Source organism: Bacillus sp. NMCC4 (assembly GCF_002998555.1).
In the GTDB taxonomy this organism is placed as follows: domain Bacteria; phylum Bacillota; class Bacilli; order Bacillales; family Bacillaceae; genus Bacillus.
On the sequence record NZ_PVRA01000003.1, the window covers coordinates 382182 to 395249 of the forward strand.

9 protein-coding genes are annotated in these 13068 nt (G+C 43.1%); 6 read left to right on the plus strand and 3 right to left on the minus strand.

All coding sequences use genetic code 11. The annotated features are described in order from the left end of the window. Nucleotides 1-100: 100 nt before the first annotated feature. Entirely contained in the window at nt 101-1492 is a 1392-nt protein-coding gene (locus tag C6Y02_RS09405) for an MFS transporter (protein WP_066030781.1), read from the plus strand. A 22-nt stretch (nt 1493-1514) separates the two neighbouring features. Beyond that, a complete protein-coding gene (locus C6Y02_RS09410; protein WP_106031103.1) occupies nt 1515-3122 on the plus strand; it encodes a glycoside hydrolase family 43 protein in 1608 nt (535 codons plus the stop codon). Nucleotides 3123-3166: 44 nt separating this feature from the next. Here C6Y02_RS09410 and xylR read toward each other — a convergent pair whose 3' ends face one another. Beyond that, nucleotides 3167-4327 (minus strand): transcriptional repressor XylR, encoded by a 1161-nt coding sequence (xylR, locus tag C6Y02_RS09415; RefSeq protein ID WP_106031104.1) that lies wholly within the window; start codon nt 4325-4327, stop codon nt 3167-3169. 213 nt (nt 4328-4540) lie between these two features. On the opposite strand from xylR, the gene xylA reads away from it, so the two are divergent. The 3 genes from xylA to C6Y02_RS09430 all read left to right on the plus strand — a co-directional run bounded on the left by xylA (nt 4541) and on the right by C6Y02_RS09430 (nt 8185). Next, nucleotides 4541-5878, plus strand: coding sequence for a xylose isomerase (gene xylA / locus C6Y02_RS09420; RefSeq protein ID WP_106031105.1), 1338 nt, complete (start codon nt 4541-4543; stop codon nt 5876-5878). A gap of 35 nt (nt 5879-5913) precedes the next feature. Further along, on the plus strand, nt 5914-7413 hold the full coding sequence (gene xylB, locus C6Y02_RS09425) for a xylulokinase (protein ID WP_106031106.1): 1500 nt from the start codon (nt 5914-5916) through the stop codon (nt 7411-7413). An 88-nt stretch (nt 7414-7501) separates the two neighbouring features. After that, nucleotides 7502-8185 (plus strand): glycoside hydrolase family 11 protein, encoded by a 684-nt coding sequence (locus tag C6Y02_RS09430; protein WP_034660895.1) that lies wholly within the window; start codon nt 7502-7504, stop codon nt 8183-8185. A 244-nt stretch (nt 8186-8429) separates the two neighbouring features. Here C6Y02_RS09430 and C6Y02_RS09435 read toward each other — a convergent pair whose 3' ends face one another. Beyond that, the gene (locus C6Y02_RS09435) at nt 8430-10472 is read right to left on the minus strand and encodes a molybdopterin oxidoreductase family protein (RefSeq protein WP_106031107.1); all 2043 of its coding nucleotides are present in this window, start codon (nt 10470-10472) and stop codon (nt 8430-8432) included. A gap of 127 nt (nt 10473-10599) precedes the next feature. Beyond that, nucleotides 10600-11796 carry a cytochrome P450 gene (locus C6Y02_RS09440; RefSeq protein WP_060596527.1) on the minus strand — a complete coding sequence of 399 codons (1197 nt, stop codon included), beginning with the start codon at nt 11794-11796 and terminating at the stop codon, nt 10600-10602. Nucleotides 11797-12266: 470 nt separating this feature from the next. Here C6Y02_RS09440 and proC point away from each other — a divergent pair, with 470 nt between their 5' ends. Further along, nucleotides 12267-13064, plus strand: coding sequence for a pyrroline-5-carboxylate reductase (proC, locus tag C6Y02_RS09445; protein WP_411265989.1), 798 nt, complete (start codon nt 12267-12269; stop codon nt 13062-13064). Nucleotides 13065-13068: the final 4 nt, after the last annotated feature.

Genomic DNA, 13068 nt, shown 5'->3' on the forward strand with positions numbered 1-13068 from the left:
TTACAACAAATTGAAAGCGCTTTATATTTCCCGCATTGATTGCTGCTGCCCTCCATCATCTGTTCGTTAGAAGAGGCTAAGTGAAGAAGGGAGAAAGCTCATGGTTAGTGAGAATTTAAAGAAGATTCGTATGTCTGAAAAAGTGGGATATGCTTCAGGGGATTTCGCATGTAATTTGATTTATGCAACTGTCTCTACGTATCTATTATTTTTTTATACAGATGTGTACGGTTTATCAGCGGCAGCAGCAGGGACGATGTTTTTGGTTGTTCGCGCCATCGATGCGCTTGCAGATCCATTTATTGGTGCATTGGTGGACCGGACGAACAGCCGTTTTGGCAGGTTCAGACCTTACTTGTTATTCGGTGCGTTTCCTTTCGTCGTACTTGCCATCCTTTGCTTTACAACACCTGATTTTTCCGAAATGGGTAAACTCATTTATGCCTACATCACGTATGTTGGTTTATCGCTTACATACACATTCATCAACGTTCCTTATGGTGCTTTAACTTCCGCAATGACAAGAAATAACCAAGAGGTTGTCAGTATTACGTCCGTTCGTATGGTTTTTGCCAATCTAGGCGGTCTAGTTGTGGCTTTTTTTGTTCCTTTTCTTGCGACCTTTTTAAGTGATACGACAGGTAATACAGCACTCGGCTGGCAGATGACGATGGCTTTTCTCGGCGTTCTTGGCGGTGCATTACTGATTTTCTGTTTTAAAAGCACGAATGAACGTGTCACGCTTCAAAAGCCAGAGGAAAAGATTAAATTCAGTGATATCTTTGTCCAGTTGCGAGTGAATCGTCCGCTTGTTGTATTAAGCATTTTCTTTATTATTATTTTTGGTGTGAACTCGATCAGCAACTCTGTTGGGATCTATTATGTGACGTATAACCTTGGCAGAGAAGATTTAGTGAAATGGTACGGACTCATTGGCAGTCTGCCAGCTTTAATGGTGCTGCCGTTTATTCCTAAGCTGCACAAGCTGTTAGGAAAGAAAAAGCTGCTGAATTATTCTTTATTGCTGAATATCGTAGGTCTTCTTGCATTACTTGTGATACCGCCGAGTCAAATCACTTTAATACTGATTTTCAGGCTCGTTGCTGCTGCGGGGAGTATTACAGCCGGTGCTTACATGTGGGCACTTATTCCAGAGACTGTTGAATATGGCGAATATAAAACAGGGAAAAGGATGGGCGGGCTCATCTACGCGGTCATTGGGTTCTTCTTTAAATTTGGGATGGCGTTAGGCGGGATTGTGCCGGGGCTTGTACTCGATCGATTTGGCTATGTCGCGAACCAAATGCAGACACCAGAAGCATTACTTGGCATTTTAATTACGGTAACGGTGATTCCTGTATGCTTACTGATTTTAGCGATGATTGATATTAATTTTTACAACCTAGATGAAGAAAAACACAAAAAAGTTGTAAGGGAGCTTGAGAATAGGGATCAAGTATATATCGATCATATGGATGATTTTAAAATGTAGGTCGTGAAGAGGAGGAAGTTGAATGAAAATTACCAATCCAGTGCTCAAAGGGTTTAACCCGGACCCAAGTATTTGCCGTGTAGGAGAAGATTATTACATGGCGGTCTCTACATTTGAATGGTTTCCAGGGGTGCAAATTTATCATTCGAGGGATTTAGTCCATTGGCGGCTTGCTGCGCGTCCTTTGCAAAAAACGTCGCAGCTGGATATGAAGGGGAATCCTGATTCTGGCGGAGTATGGGCACCGTGCCTAAGCTATGCAGATGGTCAGTTTTGGCTCATTTATTCAGATATCAAAGTAGTGGATGGTCCATTTAAAGATGGTCATAATTATTTGGTCACGGCAAGTGAAGTGGATGGTGATTGGAGTGAGCCGGTCCGTCTCAATAGCTCTGGCTTTGATCCCTCTTTATTTCATGATCAAAGCGGCAAGAAATACGTCTTAAATATGCTGTGGGATCATAGGGAAAAGCACCATTCATTTGCGGGTATTGCCCTGCAGGAATATAGCGTGACGGAAAAGAAACTCATTGGTCAGCGGAAGGTCATTTTTAAAGGCACGCCGATAAAATTGACAGAAGCGCCGCATCTTTATCACATTGGTGATTACTATTATTTATTAACAGCAGAAGGAGGTACCCGGTACGAGCATGCGGCAACAATTGCCCGTTCCTCGCAGATTGAAGGGCCTTATGAGGTTCATCCTGATAACCCCATTTTAAGTGCTTTTCACGCACCTGAACATCCGCTTCAAAAATGCGGGCATGCTTCCATCGTTCAAACGCATACAAATGAATGGTATTTGGCTCATCTCACTGGCCGCCCCATTCAATCAAGCAAGGAATCTATTTTTCAACAGAGAGGGTGGTGTCCTTTAGGAAGAGAAACAGCGATTCAAAAGCTCGAATGGAAGGATGGCTGGCCGTATGTTGTGGGCGGAAAAGAGGGGGCGCTGGAGGTTGAAGCGCCAGCGATAAACGAAAAGGTTTTTGCTCCTACACACCATACAGTCGATGAATTTAAAGAATCAACGTTAAATAGACACTTCCAAACATTAAGAATCCCTTTTACTGATCAGATCGGTTCATTAACGGAAAAACCTCAGCATTTAAGGTTATACGGTCAGGAATCTCTAACATCTAAGTTTACCCAAGCTTTCGTTGCAAGGCGCTGGCAAAGCTTTTATTTTGAAGCAGAGACAGCTGTGTCGTTCTTTCCAGAGAATTTCCAGCAAGCCGCTGGTCTTGTGAATTATTATAATACGGAAAATTGGACAGCGCTTCAGGTGACATATGACGAGGAACTTGGCCGCATTCTTGAACTATCTGTCTGTCAAAACCTTTCCTTTTCTCAGCCGTTGACACAAAAAATCGTCATTCCAGAGGAGGTCACGTATGTGTATTTAAAAGTGACCGTTCAGAAAGAGACATATACCTATTCTTATTCTTTTGATCAACGAGAATGGAAGGAAATTGATGTGTCATTTGAATCAAGCCATTTATCCGATGACTTCATTCGAGGAGGGGGATTTTTTACAGGGGCATTTGTCGGCATGCAGTGCCAGGATACAAGCGGCGAGCGTCTTCCTGCTGATTTCAACTATTTCCGTTATGAAGAAACAGATAAATAAAAAAGACAACACGCTGAGAGCTGTCTTTTTTATCTATGAACCTGTCATGGTGAGAGGGTGGCATCTTGCAGGAAAGCTTCAATGACTAGAGATGTCATCCCTAATACCGGTGCGTTGTGTCCTAATGACGAAGGAAGCAGCTCTACATGTGAACTGAATTGAGTATCTATCCTTGAGGATACCTCCTCTTGAATCACACGTAAAACCGTTGGCTGTGCTTCAATCACCTTGTTTCGTAAAATAATCGCTTGCGGGTTAAAGGTATGCAGGACGTTTGTGAGACCGACGCCAAGGTAAAAACCAAAGTTGCGCAGGGCATTGAGCGTTTTCATATCATTTAACGTCGCCAGCTGTTCCAAGTCTTGATGGGAGATGGGCTGATCATTTGTTTGAAGAGACTGAAACAAGGCTTTCTCAGATGCATACAGCTCCCAGCATCCACGGTTTCCGCAGCTGCATGTTGGTCCATTAAAGTCGATGGTCATATGTCCCATTTCACCAGAAAAGCCGTATGCGCCTCTGTATAAATGATGATTGATAATGATCCCGATCCCAATGCCAGTGCCGATGCTGGCATAGATCAAATGATCATAGTGTTTAGCAGCGCCAAAGATTTTTTCACCATATGCACCCGCGTTTGCTTCATTTTCAATGAAGACGGGTACTTGGAAAGCGTCTTGGAGCGTTGTTTTCAGGTCAACATTTTTCCATTTGGAATGAGGCGTAAACACGATTTGTTCATCGGTATCCACTAACCCAGGTATACATAGGCCAATACCTATGAGCCCGTATGGGGAAGAGGGGATTTGTGCCATCAACTGCTGTATTAATTCAATTAAAATGCGTATGGTCACATCAGGAGAGCTTGATGGGAGCTTGATCTGCTCTTCATGAAGAATGAACCCTTCGAGGTCGGTTAAAATGCCGTTGACATAATCAACGCCGACATCAATCCCGATGGAGCAGCCAGCACGTTTATTAAACATCAGTAAAACCGGTCTTCTCCCGCCGCTAGACTCACCTTGACCGATCTCATAGACGAGATGCTCTTTCATTAATGTACTTACTTGAGAGGAAACAGTCGATTTATTTAATCCAGTGCGTTCAGATAATTTTGCTCTGGAAATTGGCGCATGCTGGAGAATTTCTTTTAATAATAGCTTTTGATTTATTTTTTTCACAAAGTTCTGATCAGCAATATCCACGTTATCCACTCCATTTGTTTCGTCTTTAGATTAAGTTGAAAAAAAGTTACTTTTGTTTGCCTGTATTCTGTAAGAAGGATGATTTTAACTTTATTATAACGAAAATATTTCTAAAAAACTAAAAAATATGGAAAATTCAAAGTGAATTGATCATAGATTGAACATTAGTTTGTTGAATCAACTTACTAAGTATATTCATAGGAGGAATAAAAGATGGCCAACTCAAATATGAAAACGTTACACAACTTAGAAGGAATCGGAAAAATACAATATGAAGGAAAACAATCAAAAAATCCACTCGCTTTTAAACACTATGATCCAAACGAAATGATTGGCGGAAAAACAATGAAAGATCACCTGCGCTTCTCAGTCGCTTATTGGCATACATTGACTGCAGATGGAACAGACATGTTTGGAACTGGCACGATGCAGAGAGCCTGGGACTCCTATAGCGGAATGGATTTAGCGAAAGCTAGATTAGAAGTGGCCTTTCAACTTTTTGATCTATTGGATGTTCCGTATTTTTCCTTCCATGACCGTGACATTGCACCGGAGGGAGATACGCTTCAAGAGACCAATCAACAATTAGACATCATTTTAGATAGAATGAAAGAATACATGCGGGATAGCGGAGTAAAGCTGCTCTGGAACACGGCCAATATGTTCAAACATCCTAGATTTGTACACGGCGCAGCGACATCTTGTCATGCAGATGTCTTTGCCTATGCGGCCGCACAGGTGAAAAAAGGCATCGAAACAGCTAAAGAACTCGGCGCTGAAAACTACGTTTTCTGGGGAGGACGAGAAGGATACGATACTCTGCTGAATACAGATATGAAAAGAGAGCTTGACCACATGGCGTCGTTCTTGCATATGGCTGTTGATTATGCAAAGGAAATAGAGTACACTGGCCAATTTTTAATTGAGCCTAAGCCAAAGGAGCCAACCACTCATCAATACGATGCAGATGCAGCGACATCTATCGCCTTTTTAAAGCAATACGGATTAGATTCACATTTTAAATTGAATATCGAGGCCAATCACGCGACGCTTGCCGGTCATACGTTTGAGCATGAATTACGAGTAGCAAGAATACATGGATTGCTCGGTTCTGTGGATGCGAACCAAGGGAATACGCTGCTCGGCTGGGACACTGATGAATTTCCAACAGATTTATATGCCACAACTCTTGCCATGTATGAAATTCTGCAAAATGGCGGACTAGGAACTGGTGGTCTCAATTTTGATGCAAAAGTTAGAAGAGCTTCTTTTGAGCTTGAAGATATTTTGTATGCCCATATTGCGGGTATGGATGCATTCGCAAAAGGACTGCGGGTCGCTCATAGACTCATAGAAGATCGTGTGTTTGAAGATGTGATAAAGCACAGGTATCGCAGTTTTTCTGAAGGGATTGGCCGTGACATTTCAGAAGGAAAGGCAAACTTTCATACATTAGAAGAGTATGCGCTCAAACACCCTTTGATCAGAAACGAATCGGGAAGAGAGGAACAGTTGAAAGCCCGGTTAAATCAATATTTGTTAGAAGATTGATTAAAGGAGCGGACCTGTTTTGAAGGAGTGAAGACATGAAGTATGTGATGGGAATTGATCTTGGAACGAGCGGAGTCAAAGCAATATTAGTAGATGAGAATGGAAAGGTGTGCTGCGAGGCCTCTAAGCCTTACCGCCTCATTCAAGATAAACCTGGATATTGTGAGCAGAACCCAGAGGATTGGGTTGAGCAAACAGTGGCTGCGATGAAAGAACTGATGGCAAGACAGCCTGTTCATTCAAAGAAAGTAGAAGGCATCAGCTTTTCTGGACAGATGCATGGTCTGGTTCTTTTAAATGAATCCCGCAAGGTACTCCGCCCTGCGATTTTATGGAATGATACACGAACGACAGCGCAATGTACACGCATCACAAAAAAGCTGGGGGAACGGCTGCAAAAGATCACGAAAAATCAGGCGCTAGAAGGATTTACACTGCCAAAATTATTATGGGTAAAGGAACATGAACCAGAAATTGATCAACAAATCGACATGTTTTTACTCCCGAAAGATTATGTCAGATTTCGTTTAACAGGGTCTGTTCATATCGATCATTCTGATGCGGCTGGCACATTGCTGTTAGATATTGGAGAGCAAAAGTGGAGTGAAGAGATTTGTCAGGCATTTGATATTCCTCCTCATATTTGTCCGCCGCTTGTCTCATCAGAGGATGAGGTCGGTACACTATTGCCGCATATTGCACGTGAGGCGGGGATCGAAGAGGGTGCAAAAGTCTTTGCTGGCGGGGCAGACAATGCTTGCGGAGCAATTGGAGCTGGCATTTTATCCTCTGGCCGCACGTTATGCAGCATTGGCACATCTGGCGTCATTCTCTCTTACGAAGAGGATCATGAAAGAGCGCTTCAAGGAAACTTGCATTTGTTTCATCATGCAAAAAAAGACGCTTTTTACACAATGGGTGTCACCCTTTCAGCAGGATATAGCCTTAACTGGGTAAAACACTTACTGGCTCCAGAGGAATCGTTCCAATCGCTTTTAGAGGGTGCGGTTGATGTCGCGCCAGGAGCGAATGGATTGCTCTTTACGCCATATTTAGTCGGGGAGAGAACACCTCATGCGGATTCTACCGTTCGTGGAAGCTTGATTGGATTAGACAGCAGACATGAAAGGACACATATCGTAAGGGCTGTGCTAGAAGGGATTACCTTCTCGTTAAATGAATCCATCGCCTTATTCCGGCAAGCAGGGAAACACATAGATTCTATTGTCTCCATTGGGGGCGGCGCGAGAAGCCGGACATGGCTTCAAATGCAAGCAGACATTTTTCAGGCTGAGGTCATCCAGTTAGACAATGAACAAGGGCCTGCTTTAGGTGCAGCTATGCTGGCCGCCGTTGGCTGCGGATGGTATCCATCGCTTGAGGCATGTGCAGATCAGTTTATTCATCAAGCTGCTGTCTATGAGCCAGAGCAGCAGCATGCAAGTATATATGCTGATCTATTTCATCTGTATCAAAAGATCTATACACAAACAAGAGACATCCATGCCGGGTTAGAACAATACCGTTCTGTCTAGCAAGAAAGGTTACATGAAAGGAGGTGATGGGCTCGTTTCATCTTAGAGAAGGCAGAATAATATGATGAAAAAAGGAGAGGGATGAAAAATGAATTTGAAAAGATTGAGGCTGTTGTTTGTGATGTGTATTGGATTTGTGCTGACACTGACTGCTGTACCAGCTCATGCGGAAACGATTTATGATAATAGAATAGGCACACACAGCGGATACGATTTTGAATTATGGAAGGATTACGGAAATACCTCAATGACACTCAATAATGGCGGAGCATTTAGCGCACAATGGAACAATATTGGAAATGCTTTGTTTCGAAAAGGGAAGAAGTTTGATTCCACTAAAACTCATCATCAACTTGGCAACATCTCCATCAATTACAACGCAGCCTTTAACCCAGGCGGGAATTCCTACTTATGTGTCTATGGCTGGACACAATCTCCATTAGCTGAATACTACATTGTTGAGTCATGGGGCACATATCGCCCAACAGGAACGTATAAAGGATCATTTTATGCCGATGGAGGCACATATGACATTTATGAAACGCTACGTGTCAACCAGCCTTCTATTATTGGGGACGCTACCTTTAAGCAATATTGGAGTGTACGTCAAACAAAACGTACGAGCGGAACTGTATCCGTCAGTGAGCATTTCAGAAAATGGGAAAGCCTAGGTATGCCAATGGGGAAAATGTATGAAACAGCATTAACTGTAGAAGGCTACCGAAGCAACGGAAGTGCAAATGTGATGACCAACCAGCTGATTATTCGATAAAACCAAATGAAAAAAAGCCAGCAGTTTTTGCTGGCTTCAGCGTGTAGACAAACCCTCGCATTCGTTGTCAGGTCTGCGCGCTGGTGCTCACGAATGTTAAATTCGCTCCGCGCCAGTGCTCGCCCTTCCTAGACTTCAAAGGTTTTCTATCACGCTGAAAAGAAGACAAAGTGCTAAAATAAAAATCATTTTAGCACTTTGTCAACAATCTAAAGCCAGCAGTTTTTGCTGGCTTTTCTTCTGTCTATGATAATTTTTCAACTTCCACTCTGCCAGAAAAGAACGTCGCGCCGCCGCCCATATCTGCCAAGCGATCTGGTGTTAATCCATTGACTAAATGCTTTTTGCCTTTTTGATCAGCCCATAATCCTTGACTGACCACAACACCAGATAATACATTTTGACCGACTGACACGACCAGCTCACATTCTCCCCGGTCATTCAGCACACGCACCATGTCACCGTCTTCAATCTGTCTTGCCTTTGCATCTTGTTCATTCATATGAAGCTTAGGAAACTTCTCAAGCTTTTGATGCTTTTCATGAAGTGAGAAGGTCGAGTTAAGAAAATTATGATTCGGACCTGGTATAAAGGTAAGCGGATATTCACTCTCCTGATAAAGGGGCACATAGGTTGGTAGTGCTGGATAGCCGTCTTTTTTCATTTGTTCAGAATAAAGCTCAATTTTCCCGCTTGGAGTAGAGAGCTTTAAGTCTTGGAAAGGTCCTCGTTTTGCTTTGATCCATTTCTTTTCTTTTAATGCTTCGTACGAAATGTCCTCATAATGCGGATTTTCCGGATGATGAAGGGCTTGTTCCATGAGCTCCGCATCTGTCTCGCGGAAGGCTTCATCTTCAAAGCCCATTGCATGGGCTAACAGGCGGAACACTTCCGTATTGGATTTACTTTCTCCATAGCGTTCAATCACCGGCTCTTGAATTTGAATATAATGGTGCCAGTATGATGTATAGAAATCCTCATTTTCAAAAGCGGAGGTTGCCGGCAGGACAATGTCTGCATACGCAGCTGTCTCTGTCAGAAATAGGTCATGAACCACTGTAAATAAGTCCTCTCTCAGCAAACCTTCTCTTACTTTATTTGCTTCAGGTGTCACAACGGCTGGGTTGCACGAGTAGACAAAGAGTGAATCAATGGAAGGAGATGCATTCGTCAGCACACTGCCTAGCTGATTCATATTAAATGATCTTGGCGTGCGTTCCTTTAACAGATCCGGCCGCTGAAGAGCGGTTTCATTATAACTGAGAAAAGAAGAGTTTGATTTCATCGCACCGCCGCCCTTGTAGAGCCATTGACCAGTCAGGGCAGGGAGGCAGGAAATGGTTCGAATACTCATCCCGCCATTATCATGGTGCTGCAAACCATTGCCAATGCGAATGAGAGATGGCGATGTCTCTGCGTACATTCTCGCAAGTGTAAGGATGTCCTCTTTAGAAACCCCAGTGATACCCTCAACGGTGTCTGGATCATACTGCTTCACATGCTCACGCAGCTCTTTATGACCGGTTGTATATTCCTCTAAAAAGGCTTCATCTGTCAGTCCTTCTTTAAAAAGGACATGCATGATGCCAAGGGCAAGTGCGCTGTCAGTACCAGGTCGAAGCGGAATAAACCAATCTGCCATCCGTCCGGTTTGGTTCTTGTGAACATCAATCACGACAATCTTTGCTCCTTGCTTTCGCGCTTTTTGTGCGAGGGTGATTTGGTGCATATTGGTCGACACAGCATTGATGCCCCAAAAGATAAATAGTTTCGTATGAATGGTGTCTTCTGGGTCTGTCCCGATGCTTGCACCCATTGTATATTTATAGCCAGTCGTTCCTGCTGACTGACAGATGGTCCGGTCTAACTGACTTGAACCAAGACGATAGAAAAAGCGGCGGTCCATGCCTTCTGCATTCAGATTGCCCATGTTCCCATAAAAGCTGTAAGGCAGAATACTTTCTGGACCTTTTTCTTCAATCAGCTTTGTCCATTTTTGACGAATGGTTTCAATGGCTTCTTCCCACGTAATCGGTGCAAATTGACCATCGCCTTTGCGTCCAACACGTTTCAAAGGAGTGGTCAGCCGTTTTTCATCATATAAACGGGCTGTGACATTCCGCACCTTGTTGCATATGTTGCCTTGGGTAACTGGGTGGTCTGGATCTCCCTGCACTTTTACGATCTTTCCATTTTCTTTATGTATCAAAAGACCGCACTGATCCGGGCAATCTAACGAACAAACTGATTTGAATATTCCGTCTTTCATTGCTGTATAATCGGTCATGAATTTTGGCTCCCTTTCTGCATTCCGTTATCACTTTGTATGGACTTTATTTTAGCATGTTCGGAGATGGAAGGTAAGAAAGAGATGATGAATTGAAGAAAATGAAAAAGTCCCTCAAAAGGGACTTTTAAAAACGGGTGACCTGTACAGGAAATTCTTTTACCCCAAAAACAAATGTGCTTTGAATGGGTTTTAGCTGATCTGCCGCACAGGTGATGTCTTGAAACGTCTGGAGTAAAACCTCAAGGGCAATGTTGCTCTCAAGGCGGGCAAGCGGTGCACCGAGACAAAAATGAATGCCAAAGCCAAAGCTCATATGCGGATTTGATTTCCGGTCAAGGCGGAACGTATCTGGATCGTCAAATTTCTGTTCATCGCGATTTGCAGAAGCGACCCAGCTAATGAGATAGTCACCTTTTTCAATTTTTGAGCCTGCAATCTCCACATCCTCGGCCGCGATTCGCCCAATGGCTTGAACAGGCGGGTAATAGCGTAATGTTTCCTCGGTCAATTGAGGAATAAGAGAGGGGTCCTGCCGTACTGCTTCGGCGATATGCGGCTGCTCTGTAAGCAGTCGTACTGCATTTGTAATTAAATTGGTCGTTGTCTCATTACCAGCAACAAGTAATAGAATACAAAAGCCAAGCAGTTCATTCTCGGTTAAACGCTCACCATCGATTTCCGCTTGAATGAGAAGTGAGATCAGGTCATCAGCAGGGGATTCTTTTCGTTTTTGGATTAAGTGAGCAAAATAAGCGGACAGCTCTTCCTCTGCGCGTTTCTGCATATCGACAACTGCCTGAATGGCTTCTTTTGATTCATCCTTAGCACCTGCCACTAGGGCATCAGAATGTTTCTTAATCAGATCTCTATCTTTTACCTCTGCACCGAGAAGCTCAGCAATAATCATCACAGGAAGGGGAGCTGCTAGATCTTGCACGATATCAAACGTACGTTGATCCTTGACTTGTTGCAGCAGGTCATGTGTCAGGTCTTTAATCTTACCTTCTAATTGCTTGATCGCTTTTGGCGTGAATGCTTTATTCACGAGTGCTCTCATCTTTGTATGTTTTGGAGGGTCCATTGTTAAAATACTCGTTTTCGAGGTGCTTCTTCCTCGCTGTGAGGAGAACACTTTCGGCTGCTTGAGAACAGATTGGATATCCGCATATCGAAAGAGATCCCAGCACTTTCTTGTCTCATCATATCTCATATCACTCTGCGCACGTAGCTCATTGTAAATAGGGAATGGGAAAAGAAGGTCATCGGTAGAACGGATTTCTTTCATTGGAATGACATTGACATAGTTTTCTTTCACTTTCATTATGAACGCTCCTTTTTCACTTGGTTTCTCTTTCACCGTATCACCAGTAAAATGTCATTTCAACGGACATGTTTTCTAAAATATGTCAATAGTCTAATCGGAAGATTCAAGCACATTCATCGTATAGGAAAATAGAAAGTCATTAAAAATGATAGCGCTTTCTAAAAAATAGAATTGAAGTCACCGAATCAAAAATAAAATGGGGAATTCAGTCGAAAGAAAGGGTACTATGATGCTAATTCGAATAGTTCTTTTGATCTAAATTGTTGTTTCGTAAAAGCGCAGTCAGCATACATATAGCAAGCGGTTCGCTATACAATCGGGACTTTTGAAAAGCACTAGCTCTTTCTTGACACGATTTCTCATCATGTTACGATAACTAACGTGTGAAAAACACGAACAAAAAGCGAACAAGGGAGAGGATCCATATCATTGATCAAAAGAAAGTTGCTTTCATTGGAGCAGGCTCTATGGCGGAAGGAATGATTGCAGGGATTGTGCGATCAGGACAGATGCCGCTAGGCCAAATTTACGCAACAAACAGACAAAATCAACATCGATTGAATGAACTAACGAAACGATACGGAATACAAACAGCCACAATGGATTCTTTTCCTTTTGAAGAAATGGATATGTTGATCCTGGCCATGAAGCCAAAGGATGCTGAAACAGCACTTGAATCGTTAAAACCTCATATTCAGAGAGACCAGCTGATCATGTCTGTCCTTGCAGGCGTTAAGCAATCATATATTGAAGATATGCTGCATGAAGGGCAGCCTGTTATGAGGGTGATGCCCAATACGTCAAGTACGATTGGGGCTTCAGCGACCGCTTTATGTGCTGGACGTTATGTGAAAGACGACCATATCAGCATGAGTCAGGCTCTTTTATCTGAAATGGGCGAAGTCTATACCATTCAGGAAGAGCAAATGGATATTTTCACTGGAATTGCCGGAAGCGGCCCAGCCTATTTTTATTTCTTAATGGAGAGAATCGAAGAAGCAGGAGAAGAAGCAGGTTTATCTAAGGAATTGTCTCGTCAAATTGGCGCGCAGACACTTCTCGGTGCTGCGAAAATGCTGCAAGAAACAGAAGAAGACCCTTCTACTCTAAGAGAGAAAATTACGTCACCAAATGGAACAACGGCTGCTGGATTGAATGCATTAGATGATTTTGGCGGTGGAGAAGCGATCAAGCAGGCCGTCAAACATGCTGCTAATCGATCAAAAGAGATCAGCAATCAGCAAAAACAAAAAGTATCTATATAAATAG

Excerpts from the sequence above, each read along its gene's own strand:
- C6Y02_RS09405 (WP_066030781.1), top strand. The coding sequence starts at position 101 with ATGGTTAGTGAGAATTTAAAGAAGATTCGTATGTCTGAAAAAGTGGGA.
- C6Y02_RS09410 (WP_106031103.1), top strand. The coding sequence starts at position 1,515 with ATGAAAATTACCAATCCAGTGCTCAAAGGGTTTAACCCGGACCCAAGT.
- xylA (WP_106031105.1), top strand. The coding sequence starts at position 4,541 with ATGGCCAACTCAAATATGAAAACGTTACACAACTTAGAAGGAATCGGA.
- xylB (WP_106031106.1), top strand. The coding sequence starts at position 5,914 with ATGAAGTATGTGATGGGAATTGATCTTGGAACGAGCGGAGTCAAAGCA.
- C6Y02_RS09430 (WP_034660895.1), top strand. The coding sequence starts at position 7,502 with ATGAATTTGAAAAGATTGAGGCTGTTGTTTGTGATGTGTATTGGATTT.
- C6Y02_RS09435 (WP_106031107.1), bottom strand. The coding sequence starts at position 10,472 with ATGACCGATTATACAGCAATGAAAGACGGAATATTCAAATCAGTTTGT.
- C6Y02_RS09440 (WP_060596527.1), bottom strand. The coding sequence starts at position 11,796 with ATGAAAGTGAAAGAAAACTATGTCAATGTCATTCCAATGAAAGAAATC.
- proC (WP_411265989.1), top strand. The coding sequence starts at position 12,267 with ATGGCGGAAGGAATGATTGCAGGGATTGTGCGATCAGGACAGATGCCG.